Annotated in this window: 23 protein-coding genes; 3 read left to right on the top strand and 20 right to left on the bottom strand. The window is 69.8% G+C overall.

The window, feature by feature from the left end; translation table 11 throughout:
* Positions 1-13: 13 nt before the first annotated feature.
* The 9 genes from CBM2586_RS19660 to CBM2586_RS19620 all read right to left on the bottom strand — a co-directional run bounded on the left by CBM2586_RS19660 (position 14) and on the right by CBM2586_RS19620 (position 8942).
* Complete coding sequence (locus CBM2586_RS19660; RefSeq protein ID WP_115689331.1) at positions 14-1180, bottom strand: acyl-CoA dehydrogenase family protein; 1167 nt, start codon at positions 1178-1180, stop codon at positions 14-16.
* The gene (locus tag CBM2586_RS19655; protein ID WP_115665313.1) at positions 1170-1955 is read right to left on the bottom strand and encodes an enoyl-CoA hydratase family protein; all 786 of its coding nucleotides are present in this window, start codon (positions 1953-1955) and stop codon (positions 1170-1172) included. Before CBM2586_RS19655 ends, CBM2586_RS19660 begins: the two co-directional genes overlap by 11 nt.
* A gap of 212 nt (positions 1956-2167) precedes the next feature.
* A complete protein-coding gene (locus CBM2586_RS19650) occupies positions 2168-3247 on the bottom strand; it encodes an NAD(P)H-dependent flavin oxidoreductase (RefSeq protein ID WP_115665314.1) in 1080 nt (359 codons plus the stop codon).
* Positions 3244-4134 carry an enoyl-CoA hydratase gene (locus CBM2586_RS19645; protein WP_115665315.1) on the bottom strand — a complete coding sequence of 297 codons (891 nt, stop codon included), beginning with the start codon at positions 4132-4134 and terminating at the stop codon, positions 3244-3246. Before CBM2586_RS19645 ends, CBM2586_RS19650 begins: the two co-directional genes overlap by 4 nt.
* Positions 4135-4141: 7 nt before the next feature.
* Entirely contained in the window at positions 4142-4942 is an 801-nt protein-coding gene (locus CBM2586_RS19640; RefSeq protein WP_115689327.1) for a CoA-transferase subunit beta, read from the bottom strand.
* A gap of 15 nt (positions 4943-4957) precedes the next feature.
* On the bottom strand, positions 4958-5848 hold the full coding sequence (locus CBM2586_RS19635; RefSeq protein WP_115689325.1) for a CoA transferase subunit A: 891 nt from the start codon (positions 5846-5848) through the stop codon (positions 4958-4960).
* Between the two features lie 15 nt (positions 5849-5863).
* The gene (locus CBM2586_RS19630) at positions 5864-6760 is read right to left on the bottom strand and encodes a VOC family protein (protein ID WP_115689323.1); all 897 of its coding nucleotides are present in this window, start codon (positions 6758-6760) and stop codon (positions 5864-5866) included.
* 105 nt (positions 6761-6865) lie between these two features.
* A complete protein-coding gene (locus CBM2586_RS19625) occupies positions 6866-7582 on the bottom strand; it encodes an EthD domain-containing protein (RefSeq protein ID WP_115689321.1) in 717 nt (238 codons plus the stop codon).
* 172 nt (positions 7583-7754) lie between these two features.
* Positions 7755-8942 carry a helix-turn-helix transcriptional regulator gene (locus CBM2586_RS19620; RefSeq protein ID WP_115689319.1) on the bottom strand — a complete coding sequence of 396 codons (1188 nt, stop codon included), beginning with the start codon at positions 8940-8942 and terminating at the stop codon, positions 7755-7757.
* 211 nt (positions 8943-9153) lie between these two features.
* Here CBM2586_RS19620 and CBM2586_RS19615 point away from each other — a divergent pair, with 211 nt between their 5' ends.
* Complete coding sequence (locus CBM2586_RS19615) at positions 9154-9984, top strand: SDR family NAD(P)-dependent oxidoreductase (protein ID WP_115665320.1); 831 nt, start codon at positions 9154-9156, stop codon at positions 9982-9984.
* 43 nt (positions 9985-10027) lie between these two features.
* Entirely contained in the window at positions 10028-10927 is a 900-nt protein-coding gene (locus CBM2586_RS19610; RefSeq protein WP_115689317.1) for an NAD-dependent epimerase/dehydratase family protein, read from the top strand.
* A 53-nt stretch (positions 10928-10980) separates the two neighbouring features.
* Here the strand turns inward: CBM2586_RS19610 and CBM2586_RS19605 are convergent, their stop codons facing one another.
* The 3 genes from CBM2586_RS19605 to CBM2586_RS19595 are packed head-to-tail and all read right to left on the bottom strand — an operon-like array spanning position 10981 to position 13038.
* Entirely contained in the window at positions 10981-11739 is a 759-nt protein-coding gene (locus tag CBM2586_RS19605; protein ID WP_115689315.1) for an SDR family oxidoreductase, read from the bottom strand.
* A 25-nt stretch (positions 11740-11764) separates the two neighbouring features.
* On the bottom strand, positions 11765-12622 hold the full coding sequence (locus tag CBM2586_RS19600) for an SDR family NAD(P)-dependent oxidoreductase (RefSeq protein ID WP_115665323.1): 858 nt from the start codon (positions 12620-12622) through the stop codon (positions 11765-11767).
* On the bottom strand, positions 12619-13038 hold the full coding sequence (locus CBM2586_RS19595; RefSeq protein WP_115665324.1) for a nuclear transport factor 2 family protein: 420 nt from the start codon (positions 13036-13038) through the stop codon (positions 12619-12621). Before CBM2586_RS19595 ends, CBM2586_RS19600 begins: the two co-directional genes overlap by 4 nt.
* A 239-nt stretch (positions 13039-13277) precedes the next feature.
* On the opposite strand from CBM2586_RS19595, the gene CBM2586_RS19590 reads away from it, so the two are divergent.
* Positions 13278-14144: an SDR family NAD(P)-dependent oxidoreductase gene (locus tag CBM2586_RS19590; protein ID WP_115665325.1), complete on the top strand. Its 867-nt coding sequence runs from the start codon at positions 13278-13280 to the stop codon at positions 14142-14144.
* Between the two features lie 746 nt (positions 14145-14890).
* Here CBM2586_RS19590 and CBM2586_RS19585 read toward each other — a convergent pair.
* The 8 genes from CBM2586_RS19585 to CBM2586_RS19550 are packed head-to-tail and all read right to left on the bottom strand — an operon-like array spanning position 14891 to position 24097.
* Entirely contained in the window at positions 14891-15337 is a 447-nt protein-coding gene (locus CBM2586_RS19585; protein WP_115689313.1) for a nuclear transport factor 2 family protein, read from the bottom strand.
* Positions 15338-15355: 18 nt separating this feature from the next.
* Complete coding sequence (locus CBM2586_RS19580) at positions 15356-16987, bottom strand: FadD3 family acyl-CoA ligase (RefSeq protein ID WP_115689311.1); 1632 nt, start codon at positions 16985-16987, stop codon at positions 15356-15358.
* 1 nt (position 16988) lies between these two features.
* Entirely contained in the window at positions 16989-18053 is a 1065-nt protein-coding gene (locus tag CBM2586_RS19575) for a ferredoxin--NADP reductase (RefSeq protein WP_115665328.1), read from the bottom strand.
* Positions 18054-18089: 36 nt separating this feature from the next.
* On the bottom strand, positions 18090-18854 hold the full coding sequence (locus tag CBM2586_RS19570) for an SDR family oxidoreductase (protein WP_115665329.1): 765 nt from the start codon (positions 18852-18854) through the stop codon (positions 18090-18092).
* Positions 18838-20562 carry an FAD-binding protein gene (locus tag CBM2586_RS19565; RefSeq protein WP_115689309.1) on the bottom strand — a complete coding sequence of 575 codons (1725 nt, stop codon included), beginning with the start codon at positions 20560-20562 and terminating at the stop codon, positions 18838-18840. Before CBM2586_RS19565 ends, CBM2586_RS19570 begins: the two co-directional genes overlap by 17 nt.
* Positions 20563-20579: 17 nt before the next feature.
* On the bottom strand, positions 20580-21128 hold the full coding sequence (locus CBM2586_RS19560) for a flavin reductase family protein (protein WP_115665331.1): 549 nt from the start codon (positions 21126-21128) through the stop codon (positions 20580-20582).
* Positions 21125-22879, bottom strand: coding sequence for an FAD-dependent oxidoreductase (locus tag CBM2586_RS19555; RefSeq protein WP_115689307.1), 1755 nt, complete (start codon positions 22877-22879; stop codon positions 21125-21127). The genes CBM2586_RS19560 and CBM2586_RS19555 overlap by 4 nt, the downstream gene beginning before the upstream one ends.
* Positions 22880-22903: 24 nt before the next feature.
* Positions 22904-24097, bottom strand: a complete 1194-nt coding sequence (locus tag CBM2586_RS19550; protein ID WP_115689305.1) for an acyl-CoA dehydrogenase family protein — start codon at positions 24095-24097, stop codon at positions 22904-22906.
* Between the last annotated feature and the right edge of the window lie 219 nt (positions 24098-24316).

Genomic DNA, 24316 nt, shown 5'->3' with positions numbered 1-24316 from the left:
TCCCCGGGTGCCGTCATGCGCGCGGCATGCCGAGCAGGCGCTCGGCGACGATGTTGCGCTGGATCTCGTTGGTGCCGGCGTAGATCGGCCCGGCCTGCGAGAACAGAAAACCATCCAGCCAGTGGCCGAGCGAACCCGGCGGCTGGCCGGCCGGCGCGACTTCTGCCGCCTGCCCCAGGATGGCCAGCGCGGTATCGTGCATATGGATGTCCAGCTCCGACCAGAACACCTTGTTGGTGCTCGATTCCGCGCCGATGTGGCCGCCCTTTACCAGCCGGCTCGCGGTGGCGTAGGTCGACAGCGTGTAGGCCTCGGCATCCATCCATGCGCGCAGCACCGCGTCGCGCAGCGACGGGTCGCGGTCCGCGGCCTCGCGGTTGGCCTGGTACAGCCGCACCAGCGCGCGCGCGGTCTCCTGGAAGCGCGCCGGCGAGCGCAGCATCAGGCCGCGCTCGAAGCCGGCGGTGGCCATCGCCACCTGCCAGCCGGCGCCCTCGGCGGCCAGCCGGTTTTCCACTGGCACGCGCACGTCGTCGAAAAAAATCTCGGCAAAGCCGGTCTGGCCGTTGAGCTGGCGGATCGGGCGCACGGTGATGCCGGGCGTATTCAGCGGCACCAGCACGAAGGTCAGTCCGTGGTGGCGCGTCGACGCCGGGTCGGTGCGGAACAGGCCGAACAGCCAGTCGGCCCACACTGCCCGCGTCGACCAGATCTTCTGCCCGTTGATCACGTAGTCATCGCCCTGCCGGATCGCGCTGCAGCGGATCGCGGCCATGTCCGAGCCGGCGTTCGGCTCGGACCAGCCCTGCGCCCAGATGTGCTCGCCCGAAGCCATGCGCGGCAGGAAGCGCGCCTTCTGCGCCTCGGTGCCGAACTCCATCAGCGTGGGCCCGAGCAGGAAGATGCCGTTCTGGTTCACGCGCATCGGCGCGCCGGCGCGCCAGTACTCTTCCTCGAAGATCAGCCACTCGATCAGGTCGCAGCCGCGCCCGCCCAGTTCGGCCGGCCACGTGACCATGCTCCAGCGGCAATGGTTGAGCGTGGCTTCCCAGGCGCGGTGCTGGGCAAAGCCTGCCTCGGTGTCGAAGCTTTCCAGCGGGGTGCGGGGCACGTGCGCGGCCATCCAGTCGCGCACCTCGGCGCGGAAGGCGCGCTGGGCGTCGGTGTACTCAAGCTGCATCGCGCGCCCCTTGTGCGAAGCTGGCTTCGCGGCCTTCGACGAACGCGGCGCGCGCCTCGCCCGAATCGGCGCTCATATAGGCCTGCAGCGTGAAGCCTTGCTCCCAGCGGTACTTGTCTTCCAGGTTGCCGTCTTCCACGCCGTTGAGCGCTTCCTTGGCCAGCTGCAGCATGGCCGGGCTCTTGGCTGCGATCTGGCGGGCCAGCGTCATGGCGGCATCGCGCAGTCCGGCGCGCGGCACCACGCGTTCGACTGCGCCCAGCCGGTAGGCCTCGGCGGCGTCGATCATCTCGCCGGTGAAATACATCGCCCGCACCTTCTGCACGCCGAACATGCGCTGCAGGTGCGCGCCGCCGCCCATGGCGCCGCGATCGATCTCGGGCACGCCAAAGCGCGCGCACTCCGACGCCACGATGATGTCGGCCGCGCCGCAGATGCCGATGCCACCACCCAGCACGAAGCCGTGCACGGCGACGATGACCGGTTTGGGATTGCGGTGCACGGCGCGGAAGGTGGCGTAGTTGCCGGCGTTGACGTCGACGATGCGCTCCGGATGTGCGGACAGCTCCTTGATATCGACGCCCGCGCAGAAGCCGCGGCCTTCGCCGCGCAGCACGATCACGCGCACCGCCGGCTCGTTGCCGAGGCGGTCGATGGCCGCGGCCAGTGCATGCCAGCCGGCGTTGTCGAGCGCGTTGACGGGCGGATGGTCGATCACCAGCTCGGCGATGCCGTCGGCGGTGTCGATGCGGAAGGGTTGGTCGGTCGGTTTCATGGTTGGTTGGCTTGTCATGGTTGTTTGTGCGTTGGGTCGGCTTTCTAAGGCTCGCTGCGATGGAAACGCCGGCCCTCTCCCCGGCCCTCTCCCGCAAGCGGGAGAGGGAGTACACAAGCGGGATCTCGAATGCCTTGGGGGCATTGCCCATGCCGCCGGCTTGCTCCCCTCTCCCGCGCGCGGGAGAGGGGCTGGGGGAGAGGGCGGGCGCGTCAACGAAGTCCGGCCTCCCGCATAGCCAGCGCCTCCATCCGCGCCAGCGCCTGCCCGACCATCCCCGCCACGATCTGCTCGCACGACTCGATCGCGCCGATCGCCGCGGCCGCCTGCCCGCTAGGCAGCACGCCCTCATCCGGGCACCCCTCCACCATCGCGCGCTGGATCAGCACCGGCGCATTGGCAGCCATCAGCGTTTGCGCGGCGCTGTAGTCCTGTTCGCGCATCGCGCGCCAGGCGGTTGCCAGCAACTGCGTGCTGCGCATGCCGGTACGCGCCTGCCATTTGCGCGCGGCCGCCAGCGCCAGCCAGGTACGCCGCAACGGTCCGGCCTTTTCCAGCCCGACCAGCAAATCGTTGTCGATCATCCGCTGCGGCAGCCCGTCGATCGCCAGCGACACGCGGATCTGGCCGGCGTCACGGACCTTGACGTAGCGCTCTAGCGTCTGTGCCGGCACCGGCGACTCGGCAGACATCAGGAAACGCGTGCCCATGGCCACGCCTGCAGCGCCATAGGCCAGCGCCGCGGCCAGCCCGCGGCCGTCGAAAAAGCCGCCCGCCGCCACCACCGGCACGCTGACGCTGTCCAGCACCTGCGGCAGCAGCAGCATGGTGGGCGTGCCGCCGGTATGGCCGCCGCCCTCGCCGCCCTGCACCGTGACCACGTCCGCACCCATTTCCACGGCCTTGGCCGCGTGCCTCGCGGCGCCCACGGTTGGCATGCAGACGATGCCTGCCGCCTTGAGCCGGCCGACCATCTTCGCGTCCGGGCCGCGCCCGTAGCTGACCGCGCGCAGCCGGTGGCGGATCGCCATCTCGATGACCTCGTGCGCGTTGGGCTGGAACATGTGGAAGTTGATGCCGAAGGGCCGTTCGCTGAGCGCCTTGACGCGCAGGATCTCCTGCTCGACCTCGCCGGGCGGAATGGTCGCGCCGGCAAGAAAGCCGAACGCCCCGGCGTTGCCGCTGGCGGCGACCAGCTTGGCGTCGGCGACCCAGCCCATCGCCGTCTGCACGATCGGATAGCGGCAGCCGAGCAGATCGCACAGCACGGTGTGCAGGCTGGCGGCGCTCATGCCTTGTCCTCGCCGCCGGTGCGCTGCGACGCCGCCATCGCGCGCGCGTCGTAGCCGCCCAGCTTGTCGCCGCTGACCAGTTCGTTGTGGGCGTGGGCAAAGTGGTGCCAGGCGAAGACCGCATCCATCGCGGTGCGCTTGCCCTGCAGGTCCTCCACATGGTTGACCGCCTGCTTGGTCAGCGTCAGGCCGAGGCGCGGCATCTGCGCGACCTTGGCAGCCATGCCGTAGACGGTGTCCTCCAGCGCGTCGCGCGGCACCACGCGGTTGACCATGCCCATGCGCTCGGCGCGCTCGGCGCCCATGCGCTCGCCCAGGAACAGGAACTCCTTGGCGATGCGCGGGTGCAGCTCATACGCATGCGCGAAGTACTCGACGCCGGGGATCCCCATGCGCACCACCGGATCGGCAAAGAAGGCATCGTCGGAGGCCACGATCAGGTCGCACACCCAGGCCAGCATCAGGCCGCCGGCGATGCAGGCGCCGTGCACCATGGCGATGGTCGGCTTGGGCAGTTCGCGCCAGCGCCGGCACATGCCCAGGTAGACCTCCTGCTCGCGCGCATAGAGGAATTCTCCGCCGGGCTTGTTGACGTGGTCATACCAGAGCGAGGCGCGCTCGAACGACTCGTTGATGTCGCGCCCCGGCGTGCCGATGTCATGGCCGGCGGAAAAGTGCTTGCCGGCGCCGCGCAGCACGATCACCTTGACCGCGTCGTCGGCGGCGGCGCGCCGGTAGGCCTCGTCCAGCGCATACGTCATCTTCGAGTTCTGCGCGTTGTGGAACTGCGGCCGGTTCATGGTCACCGTGGCGATGCCGTCGGCGACCTGATAGAGCACCTCGGCGTTCGGACCGAGGCTGATGGGTTCGATGGCAGGCGATGTCATGGCAGTCTCAGGCGCGTGCGGAAGGATTGCCGCGCACGATCGCGGCGCGCAGGTTGTGCGGGTCGAGCTGCGCGATCAGCCGCAGTTCTTCCGGCGTCGGTGCCGCCGTCTCCGGCAACGTTTCCCCGGGCGTGTTGGCCAGCGCAAAGCCGGTGGCCGACTGCACCTGCTCCAGGCTGACGCCCGGGTGCAGCGAGCGCACGCGGATGGCATGGTCGGCGCCGCCGAAGTCCATCACGCACAGGTCGCTGACGATCACGCGCAGGTCGACGAAGCTGCGCATGCCTTCGATCCGGCGCGCCGGGTTGTAGCCCACGCTGCAGACCATGTCGACTTCGCCGGCGACAAAGGCGCGCGTGCTGTGGCCCGGCACGAAGAACGAATTGGCGTGGTGGATGCTGTTGCCGGGAAAACCGCGCGCGCCCAGCAACTGCGTTTTCGGCTGCGCGTGGGTGCCGCCCAGGCAGGAGATGTTGGCCTGGCCGAAGCGGTCGATCTGCGTCGGCATCACCAGCGCATGTCGCCGTCCGCCCCACAGGCAGTCGAACACGCGCGCATAGCCCATCCAGCCGCTCGCGCGCACCTGGTAGTCCGGTTCGCGCTGGCCCAGCGGCACCGGCGTTTCGACCAGGTAGGCCTCGCCGTCGGTGAGCAGCAGGCCGGGATTGTGCGCAAGCCGCGCCAGGCCGGCGGCGATGCGCGGGCCGGTGCCGATGCCGGTGGCCAGCACCTCGCCGTCGTCGCGCCAGGCGCGGGCGGCGGCGGCGATCATCAGCTCGGCGCGGGTAAATTCATAAGTGGCGCTCACGGTCGCTCCTTGGGATCAAAGTACGGGCAGCGGCAGGTCGTGCACGTGGCCAGGGCCGCCGATGCACGCCAGGTAATGCGCCTCGCTGTCGCCCACCACCTCGTCGCGATAGGCGCGGAAGCCGTCTTCGGCGTCGGCGCTGGCGCAGTAGGACTTCAGCGCCGGCAGGTCCCAGCCATAGGCGGGCGCGCACGAAGTGGGATGGGCCCCCGCCGGCGCGTGCACCACGCCGGTCACCAGCGCACGTTCGAACGGGTTGTTGCGGGCGCGCGCCAGCTCGGTGTCTTCGAGGCGCTGGTGCAGCGTTTCGCAGCTGACATAGCAGCGCTGCGCGGCGCGCGCGAACCACTCATCGAAGAAGGGATCGGGGCCGTCGATGCGGGTGTTGCCCAGCACATCGCTTTCGTTCACGTGCAGCAGCGCCGCATCCAGCGGGATCGCCGGCATCGCCAGCAGCACTTCGCCGTCGTCGTACGGCGAACGGACCGTCTTCAGGTTGGGGTTGCGGTCCAGCACGTCGGTGCCCATCGCGGCGCGCGTCGGCAGGAACGGCAGGCGCGCGGCGGCCGCGCGCAGGCCCAGCTGCAGCATGCCCTCGTCCAGCTCGGTCACGGCCAGCAGGCCGCGCTCGCGCGCCTGGCGGAAGTACGGCTCGAGCGGGATCACGTCGAGCGAGACAAAGCCGAACACCAGCCGGCGCACCTTGCCGGCGGCGCACAGCATGCCCACCTCGGGGCCGCCGTAGGCAACCACGGTCAGGTCTTTCAGCGGCGAGCGCAGGATCTCGCGCACCAGCGCCATCGGTTTGCGGCGCGGGCCCCAGCCGCCGATGCCGATGGCCATGCCATCGGCGAGCTGGCCGACCACGTCGGCCGCGCTCATGGTCTTGTCGATCGTCTTGGTCATAGGTCTGTGCCGCGCTTAGCGGTATCCGATGCTGAAGTCATGGCCCCACAGGCTGACCCGCGTGGCCTCGTAGGCGGCGTGGTGGCTCCAGTCCACCACCAGCCCGCCGTGGCCGAATTCGAGGTCGAAGCCGCCGGGGGTCTTCATGTAGAAGGAAGTCATGCGGTCATTGCAGTGCTGCCCAAGCGTGGCCGACAGCTTCACGCCGTGCTGCTGCACCCGGTCCAGCGCGCGGCCCACTTCGGCCATGTCGGGCACCTCCGCCATCACGTGGATGCAGCCGGCTTCCGACGGCATCTCGAAGATCGCCAGGCTGTGGTGGCGGCCGTTGGCGCAATGCAGGAAGTGGATGCGCTTTTCCGGCTCGTCGGGATCGCTGGTGAAGCGCACGCGGTAGATGTCGGACAGGCCGAAGCCCATCACATCGCGCAGGAAGGCATAGGTCTGGTCGAAGGCCGGGGCCGGCAGCACGGTGTGGCCCGCGCCCATCGGGTCGGTGATGAAGCGCGGCACGCCGACCGGCGAGACGAAGCGCAGGAAGTCCGAGCGCATGCCCCATGAAATCTCGTGGCGGTTGCCCGACGGATCGGCAAACCACGCCATGGCCTGCACCCGGCGTTGCGCCAGTTCGGCGGGAGTGGCGTGCACGACTTCGACATCGGCCCGGCGCAGCGTCTCGAGCGCATGGCGATAGGCGGGCTCGTCGGCCAGCTCCCAGCCCGAGGCCAGGTAGCGGTCGCGCGCGCCGGGCACCACCAGGTAGCGGTAGTCGCGCTCATCCATCTTCACGTAGAGCGCACCGCCGGGCGCGCCGGAGCAGGCCATGCCGAGTACCTGCTCGGCATAGCCTCGCCACTGCCCGATGTCGGTGGACTCGACCACGATGTAGCCAAGCGCACGAATATCCAACATGCCGGTCTCCTCTGTTCGTTGCCACTGCTGGCTGATGAGACCTATTCTTCCGTGCGCCGCCACCCGGCACATCGTCCAGTGGGACTAGCCGATCCGGGGCCGGACTCAGGCGCTGGCGGGCCTGACGATGTACTGGCTGGTGGGTACCACGTCGATCCTGTCGAAGTCGATGAAGCGCTGGCAGCTTGCCATCATGGCCTGCAGGTTGCGCTGGAACTTCTCTTCATCGCCGACGGCGTCGAAGAACGCCCGCGGGTCGGTCATTGCGGCGCCGGGGAAGCATTCCTCGACGATGGCGTCGTACGGTGGCGCGGCGTAGGTGAGCGGCCGCACCACCACGTTCTGCACATAGAGGAAGTTGTCCTGGGTCTCGACCGCCACCTGCGTATGGTGGTTGTGCCAGGTGTCCAGCCACGCCTGCGGCGTCAGCCGGGGCGGCCGCGTCAGGAATGCCAGTTGCGCGAAACCGGGGGTGCGCTCGCCCGGCCTGGCCGGGAAACGCGTATTGCGGATCGGCTGGGACTCCGTGACGAGGTAGCCGGCCATGCGGCCGACCGCTGCCTCGACCGCCTGGTCGAACGGCCGGCGCAGGCGGTCGACGGCGCTGTCGATCCAGACCGACACCAGCCCTTCCATCTGCGGCCGCGTGTTCACCTGGCGCAGGCCCGCGGCAGGCAGCACGGCGTCATCCGCCACGTTGACCTGCAAGCCGCGCGCGCCCAGCGCCAGCAGCTGGTCCGCGAGCGTCGTGCGCAAGCGGCGCGCGAACTCCGCCGGCTCGGTACGCGCATCGCGCCAGACGATATAGATGACTTTCTCCATGCTCCACGCTCCCTGGTACAGGTGCCGGCCGCAGCCGGACAGGTTGATGCGGGCACGGGGCGATCCGGCTGCCGCGCCCGCTGGTCCTGTGCATGCTAGGCGCGTGGATGGGAACGCTCATCCTCCAACCGGACTAGACGGTGGAGGATGTTGCACTGGCTACGGATCGCGCTCAGCCGAGCGTCACGACACTGCTCAGCAGCATGCGCACCAGCGTGGCCTGCCGCGTGACCCCGGTCTTGGAGAAGATCGAGCGCAGGTGGGCGCGTGCCGTGTTCTTGCTGGTACCCAGGGCCTCGGCGGCTTCGTCGAGCGTCATGCCGTCGGCAAGCACCAGTGCCAGCGCGGTTTCGGCGGGGGTGAGGTCGAACAGCTTGCGCACCACCTCGTGCGAGGCGCGCGACTTGCGCTCGGGATCGCGGATAAAGACCGCGCAGGCGGGCCGGTGCCGGTTCTCCTCCGACCACTCGCTGAGCGGAATGGTGCGGACCAGCACGCCGAGCTTGCCGCGCCCGGACGGACGGGTGATCGACATCGCCTCGGCCAGCGCCGGCTCGCTGCCGTGGTGTCCCAGCTGCGCGCGGCGCAGCAGGTACTGGAACTTGCGGCTCTCGTGGGCGTAGGCGATCTCGAAGCTGTTGCCGTTGAGGCGGATGCCGTCGTTCTCCGCCAGGATCTCGTCGGCCTCCGGATTCTTCTTGAGGATCGTGCCGGCGGCGTCGAGGATCACCATGCCCACCAGCATGCGGTCGATCGCACCCGCATAGAGCGAGCGCTCGGATTCGACCACATCCAGCCGCGAATGCAGCCGGATCGCGCGCTTCAGGTGCGGCAGGATGGCGCCGCAGGTCGCCTTGTCCACGTCGGAGAAATCCCGCGCGTCGTCCTGGCGGCAGATGCGCAGGCGGCACTCGACGCCATCTTCGGTACGGATGTCCGCGCCCAGCAGGTAGCGGATGCCGAGCGGCTGCAGGAATTGCCGGTAGATCTCGCTGTGGCACCAGTTGCCGGCGCCCAGCGCTTCGTCGACCGTGACCGCCCGGTCGGTGGGCAGGTTGATGAAGGGATCGATCGCGTAGTAGTAGCTGTTGTAGGAAGCCTCGGCCTCCAGCGAGGTGCCGTGCGCCGAAGCATGCACCGCCAGGCCGCTGCGGTCGCTGGCGGGCGAGCGCAGGATAAAGCTCACATAGCTGGCATCAAGTAGCTTGCGCAGCATTTCCAGCGCGTGGCCCCAGGGCACGGGTTCCATCGGGCCCTCATAGACCGCGGCCAGCAGCGCGCTGAACTGCGCGACGCCCAAGCCTGACTGCGCGAGCAAAGGCGACGCCATTTCCTGCGCCCCAACGGTCGCCATCAACATACCTTGTCTCCTGGTTCCACGCCACGTGTGTGCCTGCCGGCGCTCTGCGGCGCCTGGGGGCAGCGCAGATTATAGGGACGCTGCCCGCCGGTTGAACGCCAATGCGCGGCCCTCGGTGTTTTCCCTGACCTGCAATCGGACGATGTTCGCCGCGCCCGCCGCGGATCCAATGCGCGCATCCCCGCAGTGCAACCGAAGGAGAACAACCGAGATGGATTTCACTGACAAGACCGTGCTGGTCACCGGCGGCGGCGCCGGCATCGGGCTCGCCACCGCACAGGCCTTTCTGGACCAGGGCGCGCGCGTGGCGATCCTTGAGCTCGACGCGCAGCGCGCCGACCATGCCCACGAGTTGCTGGGCAGGACCGGCGCCGACGTGCTGGTGGTGCAGGGAGACGCGGCCGACGCCGGCACCGTGCGCGAGCTGGCCGCGCAGATCGAACGGCGTTTCGGGCGGCTCGACGTGCTGGTCAACAACGTCGGCGACTTCCTGCGCATCGCCAGGCCGTTCGAGGACTATACCGACGGCGAGATCGCCAGCCTCTACGCCGCCAACCTCGGCCACGTCTTCACCGTGACCCGCGCCATGCTGCCACTGCTGCGGCGCGGCGAGTCCGGCAGCATCGTCAGCGTGTCGTCGATCGAGGCCTTCCGCGGCATTCCGTACTGCAGCGTCTACGGCGCCTTCAAGGCCGCCATCACCGGCTTTACGCAGAGCCTGGCGCTGGAGCTGGCGCCGGCGCGCATCCGCGTCAACCTGATCGCCCCCGAGACCACCGAGACCCCGCAGGTCCCCGTGTCGCAGATGGTTGCCGCCGAGCACCAGCACCGTATCCCGAGCTGGATCCCGCTGGGCCGCTTCGGCACGCCACAGGACATCGCCGACGGCATCCTGTTCCTGGCCGGGCCGCGCGCGGCGTGGATCACCGGCACGGCCCTGCATGTCAACGGCGGCGCCCTGGCCGCCGCCGGCTGGTACCGCGACCCCAGCGGGGCGTGGACCAACATGCCGGTCATCGTCGGCAACGGCATGAACCTCTGATGGCCGCGCCACGCGGCCACACCACCCAACCAAGGAGACAAGCATGAAGATACTCATCGTCGGCGGCAACGGCATGATCGGCGGCCACGCCGCCCTGCACCTGCGCAGCCGCGGACACGAGGTCACCATCGCGGGCCGCAACCGTCCCGCCTCCGGCACGCCGCTGGGCGGGCTGGACTTCCTGCGCTGCGACTACATCGCCAACGACCTGCCCGCGGCGCAGCTGGGCGCCTTCGATGCGCTGGTATTCGCCGCCGGCAACGATGTGCGGCACGTCCCGCCTGGCGGCGACGAAGCGGCGCACTGGGAGCGCGCCAACGTCGAAGGCGTGCCGCGCTTTTTCCGCGCCGCGCGCGCTGCCGGCATCCGGGCGGCGGTGCATGTCGGCAGCTTCTATCCGCAGGCGGCGCCGCGGCTGGCCGAGGACAACGCCTATATCCGCTCGCGCAAGCTGGCCGACGAAGGCGTGCGGGCACTGGCCACGGACGCCTTCCGTGTCAGCAGCGTCAATGCCCCATTCGTGGTGGGCACGGTGCCGGGCCTGACTGTGCCGATGTTCACGGCCTACACCGACTACGCCAGGGGCGGCTTTGCGCCGATGCCGGACTTCGCGCCGCCGGGCGGCGTCAATTTCATCTCGGCCACGTCGCTGTCCGAAGCGATCGAAGGCGCCTTGTTGCGCGGCAAGAATGGCAAGGCCTACCTGGTGGGCGACGAGAACCTGACTTTCCAGGATTACTTCGGAGCGTTCTTCCGCGCTGCCGGCCGCCCGATACCGCCGGTGATCGACCAGGAGCATCCCTTGCTGCCTGACTCGGCGATCTGCTTCGGCCGGGGCAACACGCTCTACTACGAGCCGGATGTGGCCGAGACCGCCCTGCTCGGCTATCGCCGACGCGACATCCTGCGCACGGTGAGCGAGATCGTGGCGCAGTACAGCTAGGGCGCCGAGGCGGACCCGCGGCGGCCCGCGCAGGCGGGCCGCCGCATCCGGCCTTACAGCCCCGAGATCAGTTGCGCGTTATCGACGCGCAGTTCCGCGCCATTGATGAAGCGCGACGCGTCCGACGCCAGGAACAGCACCAGGTTGGCCACGTCCTCCGGCTGGCACATGCGTGCCATCGGGTCCGTGCCGATGCCCAGCGCCACCGGGTCGAGGTTGGGCACCAGCGCCTGCGTCATCGGCGTCCAGATGCCGTCGGGATGGATCGAATTGCAGCGGATGCGGTAGCCGTTGCGCTTGCAGTGCACGGCCACGCTGCGCGCCAGGGCGGTCACGGCACCTTTGGCGCCGCTGTACGCGCACATCATCGGCAGTCCGCCCAGCGCCGCCACCGACGACATCACCACGATCGAGCCGCCGGCGGGGTTGCCCTTCATCGCCTGCACGCCGAACTTGCAGCCGAGAAAGTAGCCGTCCGCATTGACGCGCATGACCTGCCGCCAGGTGTCGAGCGAGGTTTGCTCAATCGATCCCGGCGGACAGATGGCCGCATTGTTGACCAGCACGTCGAGCCGCCCGAAGCGGTCGTGCGCCGCCGCCATGGCCCTGGCCCAGTCTTCTTCACTAGCGATGTCGTGGCGCACGAACAATGCCGTATCGCCGATCTCGCGCGCCAGCGCCTGCCCCGCCTCTTCATTGACGTCGCTGAGCACCACGCGCGCGCCTTGCGCCGCCAGCAGCAGCGCATCGGCACGCCCTACCCCGCTCGCCGCGCCGGTAACCAGCGCGACCTTGCCCTTGACCTGGTTCATCGTTGCTCTCCCTGGATGGTCCGCTTCAGATGGCGTCGGGAATCCTGCCGGCCAGCACCGCTTGCAGCGCGGCTTCGCCATACACTGCCGCCACGGTTTCATCGAGGATGGGATTGCCGCGCAGCTCGCTGCCGCCATCGACGGCGAGGCTCTGCCCGGTGACCCAGCCCGATTCCGGCCCGGCCAGGTAGCGCACCGCGCTGGCGATGTCGTCCGGCTCGCCGGCGCGGCCCAGCGGCATCTGTGCAACGAACTTGTCGAGCATGGCCGGGTTGTCGAACATCGGCCCGGTCGCTCCGGAGCGGGTCAGGCCGGGCCGCACCGCATTGACGCGGATGCCGCATCCGGCCAGTTCCTCGGCGGCGGCGCGCACGAAGGCTTCCAGGCCCCCCTTGGCGGCGCAGTACGCCGACAGCCAGCGGCAGGTCATGCGTGCCGCGTTCGAAGAAATGCAGACGATGGCGCCGCCTTGCGGCGCCATCAGCGGCGCGGCGTGACGGATCGCCAGGAAGGCGCTGGCGATATTCAGCTCCAGCTCCGCCATCAGGGACGCCGTGTCATGCATCAGCATGGGACGGAAGCCACCGCCGCCGACGGTCGCCACCACGATATCGATGCGGCGCTCCAGCTCCCAGGCCTGCCGCAGCGCGGCCTGCACATCGGCCTCGCGGCACGCGTCGCCGACGTTGACGGCAACCGTGCCGCCGGGCACTTGCGCAAGCAGCTCTCGCCGTGCCGCTTCCAGCGCTTCACGGCGCCGGCCCATCAGCACGACCGCCGCACCATCGCGCAGCAGCGCCAGCGCGCTGGCCGCGCCGATGCCACCGGCGCCGCCGGTGACGAGTGCGGTCTTGCCTTGCAGTCCACGATTGGTCGTCATCATGCCTCCCGCAGCGGCAGGTCCTGCGTCCAGTCCACCACCAGTTCGCGCGCCGCGATGCGCCACTGGCCCTGCAAGCGCTCGAAGCGGTCCTGGTAGCGGATGCCCCAGTCCAGCTTGCGCTGCACGCCGTCCTGCTGGTACACGTGGTTGGCCACGCAATAGGTTTCGCCGGTCGCGGTATCGCCGTGGATGTCCACCAGCTGCTGGTGCACATGGTGCTGCGTGGCGCGGTACTGGCCAAGTTCCGCCATGCCCTTGGCAATGGCTTGCGGTCCTTCCATGTGGAAGCCCGGCCCGCTCAGCCGCGCATCCGCCGTGAACAGCTCGGCCAGGGTTGAGAAATCGCGCCGGTCCACCGCCTGCGCATAGCGGCAGGTCAGCGCGTGGATGGCTTGCTTGGGCTCCAGTTCGGACATGGCCAGGCTCACTCCTTGGTTATGACCGGCGGCGATGCCTGGGCGGCGCGCCGGACCGGTGGTTGGGATGGCAGATATCGTCGGCCCTGCCGTGCCAGGGACCATCGTCCGCCTGGGGTAGTCCGCCGCGGCGCCGTTTAGTCCGAACGAAGGATGTACCGGGACGGCGCCCGCCCCAAGCTTGGACGGGCGCGGGCGGAGGCAACGGCGCCCGCACTTCACGGACAAAGGAGACAGACATGAAGCAGTCGGAACAGGCCATCGTCGCGGTCGTCACGGGCGGCTCCCGCGGCGCCGGCAAGGGCATCGCGCTGGCGCTCGGCGCGGCTGGCGCAACGGTGTACGTGACCGGGCGCACCGAGCAGGAAGGCAGCGCCCCCCTGCCGGGCACCATCCACGCCACCGCGCGCGAGGTCGATGCGCTTGGCGGGCGCGGCATCGCGGTGGCCTGCGACCATGGCGACGACGCCCAGGTCGCGGCGCTGTTCCGCCGCGTGCGCGCAGAAGCCGGACGACTCGACATCCTGGTCAACAACGCCACCTACCTGCATGACCAGCTGATCCAGCCGGGGCCGTTCTGGCAGAAGCCGCTGGAGATGGCCGGCATCCTCGACGTGGGGCTGCGTTCCGGCTACGTGGCCAGCTGGCACGCCGCGCCGGTGATGGCGGCGCAGGGACGCGGGCTGATCGTGTTCACGTCGTCGTTCGGCGCCAATTGCTATATGCATGGGCCGGCCTATGGCGCGCAGAAGGCAGGGATCGACAAGTTCGCGCACGACATGGCGGTGGACCTGCGGCCGCATGGCGTGGCGGCGGTGTCGGTGTGGATGGGACCGCTGCGCACCGCGCGCACGCTGCGGGTATGGGAGCAGCATCCGGACAAGTACGCGGCGTTCGCGCCGGTGGCGGAGACTCCGGAATTTACCGGGAAGGTCATCGAAGCGCTGTATCGCGATCCCGGGCTGATGGAGAAATCGGGCCAGGTGCTGATCGCGGCGGAGGCGGCGCTGGAGTATGGGATTGTCGATGCGGAGGGGGTGCAGCCGCCTTCGTATCGAGAGGCTTTGGGTGGCCCGCCGGCGGTGCATCCGGCCATCGTGGAATAGTGCCCTGGCGAGCCAGCCCCTTGCAGACGCCCCCTCTCCCGCGCAGTGGGAGAGGGGTGGATGAGAGGGCCGAAGCATCCACGAAGTGTCGCCATGTCGTGCTTGCCATGCTCCTGCCCTCTCCCCCGGCCCCTCTCCCGCAGGCGGGAGAGGGGAGCAAACCAGCGGGGTGCGAACGTGTTCGAACGTGCCACCGCTTCACGCATACGCTCCCCTCTCCCGCGCAGTGGGAGAGGGGTGGGGGAGAGGGCCGAAGCATCCACGAAGTGTCGCCATGTCGTGCTTGCCATGCTCTTGCCCTCTCCCCTGCCCCTCTCCCGCAAGCGGGAGAGGGGAGCAAACCGGCGGGGTGCGAACGTGTTCGAACGTGCCACCGCTTCACGCATAGGGCCCCCTCTCCCGCGCAGTGGGAGAGGGGTGCGTGAGAGGGCCGAAGCATCCACGAAGTGTCGTCTTATCGTGCTTGCCATGCTCCTGCCCTCTCCCCCGGCCCCTCTCCCGCAAGCGGGAGAGGGGAGCTAACCGGCGGGGTGCGAACGTGTTCGAACGTGCCACCGCTTCACGCATACGCTCCCCTCTCCCGCGCAGTGGGAGAGGGGTGGGGGTGAGGGCCGAAGCATCCACGAAGTGTCGCCATGTCGTGCTTGCCATGCTCCTGCCCTCTCCCCTGCCCCCTTCCCGCAAGCGGGAGAGGGGAGCAAACCGGCGGGTGGTCGAACTTGCCACCACCTCACGCAAGCGCGGTTTTATCCTTCCTGCGACAGCAATCCCGTCGTAAACACCGTCGAGCGGATCAACCACACGCCATCGACCCGCACATACTCATCCGCATAGCGCCCGCTCAGGAACGTACGCGAACCATTGGCATCATCCAGCGCCAGGTACGCAAGGTCCCAGCTACCCCGCGCCGACTCGTCATCCAGTACCCGTATCTCCGACTGCCCGGCAAAGTGCATCTCGCGCAGCGTAGGCCGGCAAGCCAGCTCCGCAAAGCACTGCACCAGCGCATCACGCCCGGGAAAGCTGCCGATGCGGTCATAGTGGATATGCGCGTTGTCGGCCACGAAGCAGGCCCGCATGGCTTCGGGATCCTTGTCGTCGCATGCCCGCAGGTAGCGCAGCTTGAGCGCACGGATCGCCTCCGCGGCTTCCAGGCGCGCAAGGCGGTCGGCGATGTCGGCAATGTCGGTCATGTTGGATATCCCCATTGGTCAGGCTTCACGCAGCTGGTACTTCAGCACCTTGCCCGCCGCACTCACCGGCAGCGAGCTCACGAACAGCACCTCGCGCGGCACCTTGTAGTTGGCCATGTGCCGGCGTGCCCAGGCGATCAGCGTGTCGGCGTCGACGCGCGCACCGTGGCGCAGTACCACATAGGCGCGGCCGACCTCACCGAGGCGGTCATGCGGCATGCCCACCACCGCGACCTGGGCCACCGCCGGATGCGCCACCAGCAGCTTCTCCACCTCGGCCGGGTAGCAGTTGAAGCCGCCGACGATAAACATGTCCTTGATGCGGTCGGTGATGCGCAGGTAGCCGCGCGCATCGAGCGTGCCGACGTCGCCCGTGTGCAGCCAGCCGTCGGCGTCGATGGCTTCCGCGGTGGCTTCCGGCAGGCCGAAATAGCCCTGCATCACGTTGTAGCCGCGCACCAGCACTTCGCCCGGCTGGCCGGTGGCGACCGCCTCGCCGTGCGCATCGATGCAGCGGATTTCGATGCCCGGCATCGCGCGGCCGGAGGTGGCGGCAACGGTTTCGGCGTCGTCGCCGGAGCGCGTCAGCGTGGCGAAGCCGCATGATTCGGTCAGCCCATAGCCGGTGATGATGGTGTCGAAGCCCAGTTCGTCACGCATGCGCTGGATCAGCGCCGGTGCGATCGCCGAGGCGCCGGTCACCGCCACGCGCAGCGATGAAAGGTCGAACTCGCGCAGGCGCGGCGCGTTGAGCAGCGTCTGGTACAGCGTTGGCGGGCCAGGCAGCACCGTGATGCGTTCGTTCTCGACGCGCGTCATCACGGCCTCGGCGTCGAACACCAGGTGAGGCAGCACCGTGGCCCCGCGCGACAGCGCCGCCAGCCATCCGGCCTTGTAGCCGAAGGTATGGAAGAACGGATTGACGATCAGGTAGCGGTCGCCGGCGCGCACGCCGGTGATGGCGGCCCAGCCGTCGATGGCGCGCAGGTTCTGCGCGTGCGCGGTCATCACGCCCTTGGGCCGGCCGGTGGTGCCCGAGGTGAACATGATGTCCATCGGCGTGTCGCCGCGCACGCCGGCTTCACGCGCGGCAAATGCCGCCGGCTCGGTGTGCGACGCCCGCGCGAGGAAATCGTCCCACGTCAATTCGTCCGCGCCGGCGGCCCGGCCCTGCCCCGGCCGCAGGATCACCAGCCGCTCCAGCGTGGCGGGTCGATGCGGCGCCAGCATCTGCGGATAGCTTTCGCCGAGGAAGCCGTCGACGCAGAACAGCAGGCGCGCGCCGCTGTCGGCCAGCACCGCGCCGGCTTCGGCCCCTTTCATGCGCGTATTGAGCGGCACCAGCGCCGCGCCCACGCTGTGCGTGGCCAGTGCCGCGATGATCCACTCGGAGAAGTTCGGCGCCCACACGGCCACGCGGTCGCCGGGCTGTACGCCGAGCGCCATCAGCGCGCGCGCCGCTTCGATCCGGTGCGCGTCGAGTGCGGCGTAGCTCAGGCGCAGCCCGTCTTCCTGGATGGCGATGCGTTCGCCGTGGCGGCTGGCCGCGCGCCGCAGCAGCTCGGGAATGGTCTCGGCAATGCTGTCGTTTGCCGTGGCGTCGATGCCGGCCGGTGCCACAATGGCGTCGAGGGTGTCAGATGGAGTCATGTCAATCCGGGAACTTCAGGTGGATTTCGCTGCTGGCCGGGCGCGCCTGGCAGGCCAGGGTCCAGCCCGCCTCCAGGTCGGCGCGGTCGAGCACATGGTTTTCGCCGAGCGTCACGTCGCCCCGCGTCACCTGGCACATGCAGGCACCGCACAGGCCGGCGCGGCAGGAGTTGGGCGCGGCCACGCCGGCGCGTTGCAGCGCGTCGAGCACGGTCTCGTCGGGCGCTACGCCGACCTGGTGGGTCGCGCCGTCCAGTTGCACGGTCAGCGCAGCGCCGCGCATCGCGGGCGCGGCCTGGGCGGCCTGCGTGGCTTCGGTCGCGGCCACGCTGGCCGGCGCCGTGGCCGCCGGCGCATCGGGCAACGATACGAAGCGCTCCACGTGCAGCTGGCCGCGCGGCACGCCCAGCGCCTGCAGCGCGGCCTGGGCGCCGTCCATGAAGGGGCCGGGGCCGCAGACAAAGCACTGCGCCATGCTCCACGGCCGCACCAGTTCCTCGAGCTGGCGCTGCGTGGGCGGGCCCTGCACGCTGTCCAGCCAGTGAATCACGCGCAGGCGGCCGGGATGGCTGCGCGCCAGTTCCGCCAGCGCCTCGCGAAAGATGATGGAGCGCTCGTCGCGGTTGGCATACACCAGCGTGACCGCGCCGCGCCCGTGCCGCAGCGCCGCCTTGGCGATCGACAGCACCGGCGTGATGCCGCTGCCGCCCGCCAGCAGCAGGAAATCGCCCTGCAGCGCGGGCGGCGTGAACACGCCCGCCGGCGGCATCGCCTCGACCGTATCGCCGGCGTCGAGATGGTCGCAGATCCAGTTGGACACGCGCCCGCTCTGCACGCGCTTGACGGTGACGCGCAGCGCGCCGTCCACGCCCGGCGAACTGGACAGCGAATAGCAGCGCTGCAGCGGCACGCCGTCGACCGGCACGCGCAACGTCAGGAACTGGCCGGGGCGGTAGGCAAAGGTCTCGCGCAGTGCCTCCGGCAGCGCGAATACCAGTGAATGCGCCTGGTCCGTCTCCGCGACCACTTCGGCGATCTGCAGCCGATGGAATTGCACTGGCGCCATGATCTTGTTGTTTCCTCGTGACTGCCCGGCGCGTGCTCAGGCCACGCCCATGATGGTCTGCGCGTTGTCGATGCGCAGTTCCGCGCCGTTGATGAAGCGCGATTCGTCCGACGCCAGAAACAGCACCAGGTTGGCCACGTCGCGCGGATGGCACATGCGCTGCATCGGCTCGGCCCCGCCGACTTCCTCGGGCAGCACGGTGGCGCCGCCTGGCAGGAAGGCCGCGGTCATCGGCGTCAGGATGCCGTCCGGATGGATCGAGTTGCAGCGGATGCGGTAGCCGCTCTGCTTGCAATGGCCCGCGACGGCGCGCGTCAGCGCGGCCACCGCGCCCTTGCTGGCGCTATAGGCGCAGAACGCACCCATGCCGCCGAGCGCCGCCACCGACGACATATTGACGATGCTGCCGCCGCCCGTCTTCATCGCCGCCACGCCGTACTTGCAGCCCAGGAAGTAGCCGTCGGCGTTGATGCGCATCACGCGCTGCCACTGCTCCAGCGTGGCCTCCTCGACCGAGCCCAGCATCAGGATGGCGGCGTTGTTGACCAGCACGCTGGGCGCGCCGAAGCGCTGTTCGGTGCGCGCCATCACCTGCTGCCAGCCGGCTTCGCTGGCAATGTCGTGCGGCACGAACAGCGCGGTCTCGCCGATCTCGCGCGCCAGCGCGTGGCCCGCCTCCTCGTTGAGGTCGGTCAGCACCACGCGCGCGCCTTCGCGCGCCAGCAGCAGCGCGTCTTCCTTGCCGACGCCGCTGGCGGCCCCGGTGACGATGGCGATCTTTCCTTCAGTACGTCGGCTCATGGGTAGTCTCCTGGTGGGTATGCGCCTGCTGTCCGCCGATGGGGTGGCCGGCAGGCTGTTGTGCGAGATGGCGGCCCGCGTTGCGTCCCGACCAGATGCAGTCGGCAAGCGACAGGCCGCTTACGTAATGGTTGGAGGCGATGCCCACCGCGGTCCGGCCCACGGCGTAGAGGCCCGCTATGGGGGCACCTTCTGAGGCGCCATCGGCCGCGGCCAGCACCCGGCCGCTGGACTCTTCCACCGACAGCCCGCCGAGCGTGATCGCCGGACAGGGGAAGACGCGCGAGTTCGCCGAGATGTCGAGCGCGACCCATGGCCCGGTCTCGAGCGAGGCGCACATCGGCGCGGACTTGCCGGCCGGGTCGGGAATCTCACCGCGCGCGGCGGCGCTATAGGCGTCGAGGGTGGCGCGCAGCGCGGCCGCTGGCATGCCCAGCTTGCCGGCCAGGGCCTCGATGCTGGAGGCACGCGTGGCGCCGGCGAGCAACAGCATTGCCGCGGGCAAGGCCTGGAACGCCCACAAGCGGCCGCCCAGGCATTCACGCAGCGCGGCGCGCGCCAGCGCGCGGTCCAGGATCAGCCAGGCGCGCCCGCCATGCCGTTCGCAGATGGCGTGGCCCAGCGTGGCGCCATAGGTTTCCTCGTTGCCGATGCGCGCGCCCTGCGCGTCGACCACGCAGCCGCGGCCCCAGTCGAACGGCGGATTGATAAAGCGCCAGGCCGATACGCGCTCCAGGTGCCGCGCGGCCGCACCCGCCGATTCACCGAGCCGGATGCCGCTGCCGTCGCACCCGGTCGCGCCGAGGCGCCAGTTCTGCAGGTACTTGCCGGCATGGCGCGCCACCATGGCGCGGTTGAAGATAAAGCCGCCGGTGGCCAGCACCACGGCGCGGGTGCGCACCGCCACCGGTTGCGCATGGCGCAGCTCGAGCTGCAGCACCCGCCGGCGCAGCAGGTCGGCGACGCCGGGCATGGCGTTGTGCAGGCGCTCGGCCAGCCGCGCCAGGCGGGCGTGGCGCTTCTGGTGGCGTCCGGGCGGCACCTGCCACAGCTCGATGCCGATGACCGAGCCATTCTTGTCGACGATCAGCCGGCGCGCCGCGGTCTGGCGCATGACGGTGATGTCCGTCCGGGCCTCGACCGCGCCGCGCAACACGCCGTAGAGCGTGCGGCCGGACATGCCGGGGCCTTTCACGCGGTGCCCGCGCGGCGCTGGCGTAGCGTGCCGCGCGTAAGCGGGCACGGCTTCGTTGCCGGAGTAATAGAGGTAATACGGCTGCGCCGGGTACGACGTCTTGCGCGGCGGCACGGTGGCAGCAAAGCGCACGCCCAAGCCCTCCAGCCAGGCCAGCATGTCGCGACTGCGCTCGCAGAAGGACTGCAGCGCGGCCTCGCTGACGACGCCGCCGGTCTCCTGGCGCAGGTAATCCGCCATGGCCTGCGGCGTATCGGCATAGCCCGCGGCGGCCTGGTAGGAGGTGCCGCCGCCGGCATACACCACCCCGCCGCTCTTCGCGCTGGCGCCGCCGCCTTCAAAGCGCTCGGCGACGATGACGCGCGCGCCGCCTTGCGCCGCCTCCAGCGCGGCGCAGGCGCCCGCGGCGCCGAAGCCCACTACCACCGCGTCGCAGGCTGCCTGCCACGGATGCGCATCCGGGTCATCGAGCCGCAGCGGTGCGTAGACCGGCGTGACGGAATCGGGATGCATGCTGGCGCCTCCGGGGCTCAGGCCGAGCACAGCGCGCGCAGCGGCGCGGAGGTGGTATAGGCGCCGTCGACATAGACCAGCGGCGAGACCTCGCCGGCCAGCCTGACCTCGCGCAGCCGGCCGATAAAGACCGCATGGGTGCCATAGTCGAAGCGGCCGTCCTGCCGGCACACCAGGTTGGCCTGGGCATTGCGCAGGCACGGCACGCCGAGCAGGTCGTCCTCCCACTCGCCGCTGGTGAAGCGTTCCTCGCCCTTGAGCCGGCCGCTGCAATCCACCGCGATATCGCGATGGTCGGCGGCGAGCAGGTTGATGCAGAAGTCCGCGCCGGCATCGAGCGGCGGATAGATCGACGAGTTGCGGTTGATGCAGATCAGCAGCGACGGCGGATCGGCCGACAGCGAATCGACCGCGGTCACCGACATCGAATAGCGGCGCTCGCCGTCGCGGCAGCTGATCACGGCAACGGAGCGGGCCATGCGGCGCATCGCCTTCAGCATGTCATCGCGCAGCGCGCCACCGGCTTCGGCGCTGGAATCCGGACTGGATTGGGGTCTGGCGCTCATAGAGCCTCCTGTACAGGTTGAGCGGGGTGCGTGGCGGCGGGCTGCCGCGCATGCTGCGAAATCACGTCCGCGGCGATCATGCCGAAGGTCATCGCCGGGCCCAGCGTGGAGCCGGCACCGGGATAGCTGGTGCCCATCATCGAGGCGCTGGTATTGCCGATCGCGAACAGGCCGGCGATGGCGCTGCCGTCATCGCGCAGCACGCGTGCGCTGGCGTCGGTGACCAGGCCGCCCTTGGTGCCGATATCGCCGGCATCGAGCCGCACCGCGTAGAACGGCGCCTTGCCGATCGGCGCGAGGCAGGGGTTGGGCCGCACCGCGGGGTCGCTGTAGTAGGTGTCGAACAGGTTGTCGCCCTTGCCGAACTCGGCGTCCACGCCGGTGGCGGCGTAGTCGTTCATGCGCGCGACGCTGCCGGCCAGGCCCTCGGCATCCACGCCGATCTTCTGCGCCAGCTGCGCCAGCGAGTCGGCGCGCACCAGGATGCCGGACAGGCTGGCCGGGATGCTGCGGTCCGGCATCACCGAGCCCGGCAGGATCGGCCCGCACGGGTATTTGTGGCGGAAGGTGGCATCGAACACCATCCAGGCCGGCACGCTGCATCCGCTCTGCTGGTGGTCGCGGTACATCGCCGGCACGAACTCGGAGTACGGCGCGGCCTCGTTGACGAAGCGCCGGCCCTGCCCGTTCACCACCAGGCAGCCCGGCATGGCGCGCTCGATAAACAGCGCGCGCTGCTTCTCTTCGCCCTGCACCTGCAGCGTGGGCGCGCCCCACACGTGCGACATCAGCGCCACGCCGGCGCCGGCCGCCTGCGCGGCGCGGATGGCGTCGCCGGTATTGTTCGGCGGCGTCGCGCTCCAGGCGGCCCGGGTCGGCTGCGGCAGGTATTGTTCGCGCATGGCCTGGTTGCGCTCGAAGCCGCCCGCGGCCAGGATCACGCCGCGCAGCGCGCGGATCTCGACCACGCGGCCGTCCTGCACGGCGCGCACGCCGCGCACGGCGCCGTCCTCGACGATCAGGTCCTGCAGCGCGGTATCGAGCCACAGCGGGATCGCACGATCCATCATCGCGCGCCGCAGGCCGCCGACCAGGCTGTTGCCGAGCGTGAGGCGGCGATCGCGCCGGGTCTTGCGGCGCCAGCCCAGGTCGAGCCAGTAGCGGGCGAACTCGCGCAGCGCCAGCCCGAACCAGCCGGGCGAGCGGCACAGCAGCGCGTGCGCCTCGCCCGAGGTCACGGCCACGCGCCCGCCCACCAGCGTGCCGGGCGACGGCGGCCGCAGCCGGTCGAACTCTTCGCGCAGCCGCGCGCCGTCGAACGGCATCGGGTCGAGCGCGCGGTAGCCCGGCATCGCCCCCGGCAGCTTCTGGAAGTAGTCGGCGTAGCGCGGCAGGGTGTAGTAGCGCACGCCGGCCTGCTGCTCCAGGTACTGCAGCATGCGCGGCGCCTGCTCCAGGTAGGCGCGGATGCGCTGCGGGTCGCCGTGCTCGCCGGTGCAGGCGAGCACGTATTCCAGCGCACTGGCGTAGTCGTCCTGCCCGCCCGCCGGCTCGATATGGTGATTCAGCGGAATCCAGATACCACCGCCGGACACCGCCGAGGTGCCGCCGTACTGGCTGCTCTTCTCCAGCACCACTACCGACAGGCCGCGGTCGGCGGCGCGGCAGGCGGCCAGCATGCCGCCGGCGCCGGAGCCGACCACCACCACGTCAAATTCGCCGGGCTGCATGCGCGCTCTGCTCTGGCTCATGTTGGGTCCTCATGCCGGGGCGGCTCAGATGAAAAAATCCGTGTTGGCGCGGCCCATCATCACGCCGCCCAGGTTCTGGCCAAAGCGGTCCATGTTGTTGGCGTAGTGCGCGCGCGCCGCGTGCAGGTCGACGAAGCGGCGCACCATCGGGTTGCTGCGGTAGATGCCGTTGCCGCCGGCGTAGCGCAGCAGGCCGTTGGCCAGCTGCGCGCAGCGCTCCGCCACCTGCGCCGCCTGGTAGCGGAAATGCAGGCGGCGCGGCGTGTCGACCTGGCCACCGTCGCGCGCCACCGCCAGCAGCTCGTCGAAGTTGCGCTCCAGGATGGTCCGCATCTCGTCGATGGCCACCTGCGCGCTGGCGCAGGCCAGCTGCGCGCCGCCGTCTTCGGCGGTCTTGCTGCCGCCGTTGCTGCTGACGCGGCCGTCGGCGTAGGCAACGAAGTCGTCCAGCGTGCCTTCGAGCGCGCCGATGCAGGCTGTGCAGACCGCGCGCACGAAGATCTGCGCGAACGGCAGCCGGTACAGCGGCACGTCATTGACCGCCAGCCCGGGGCTGGTGCCCATGGCGCCGTCGACGGCGCGATGGGTGCGGTAGTCGGGCACGAACACGTCGTCGACCACGATGTCGTGGCTGCCGGTGGCGCGCAGGCCCAGCACATCCCAGTTGCGCACGATCTTGTAGTCCGAGCACGGCAGCAGGAAGGTGCGGTAGTCATAGGCACCACCCGGCTCGGCCGGCGGCACCAGCCCGCCGAGGAAGATCCAGTCGCACAGCTCGCTGCCGCTGGAGAACTTCCAGTGGCCGGAGAAGCGGTAGCCGCCTGCCACCGGCGTGACCTTGCCCACCGGCATGTAGGTCGAGGCGATCATTGTGGCGGGATCGTTGCCCCATACTTCCTGTTGCGCGCGCTCGTCGAACAGCGCCAGCTGCCAGTTGTGCACGCCGACCACGCCGTAGACCCAGGCAGTGGACATGCAGCCGCGGGCCAGCGCCATCTGGATGCGGAAGAAGGTCTGCGGCTCCAGCTCGTAGCCGCCGTGGCGGCGCGGCTGCAGCACCTTGAACAAGCCCGCGGCCTGCATCTCGGCAATGGTTTCGGCGGGAATGCGGCCGTCGGCCTCGGCCCGAGCCGCGCGTTCGGCCAGCGCCGGGATCATCTGCTCGGCACGCGCAATCAGGCGTGCGGCCAGTTCCTTGGGGTTGTCGTCGTGATGCACCGCGGTCTCCTTGTTTGCCTGGTTTTGTGGCTGGCACCGATGTTTGCACCGGCGCGGCGGCGTGCCATCGTCTGTTGGGACTAGCTATGTCGCGCTGTGCCGAGGGGACTTCGTGGATGCGCCGGCCCTCACCCCCGCCCCTGTCCCGCAAGCGGGAGAGAGGCGCAAACCCGCGGCGGAAGCATTTGCCTCGGGTCTTCAAACTCCTGCTTGCGTGCT

Source organism: Cupriavidus taiwanensis, from assembly GCF_900250115.1.
In the GTDB taxonomy this organism is placed as follows: Bacteria; Pseudomonadota; Gammaproteobacteria; order Burkholderiales; family Burkholderiaceae; genus Cupriavidus; species Cupriavidus taiwanensis_B.
This window is presented reverse-complemented; position numbering and strand designations above follow the sequence as displayed.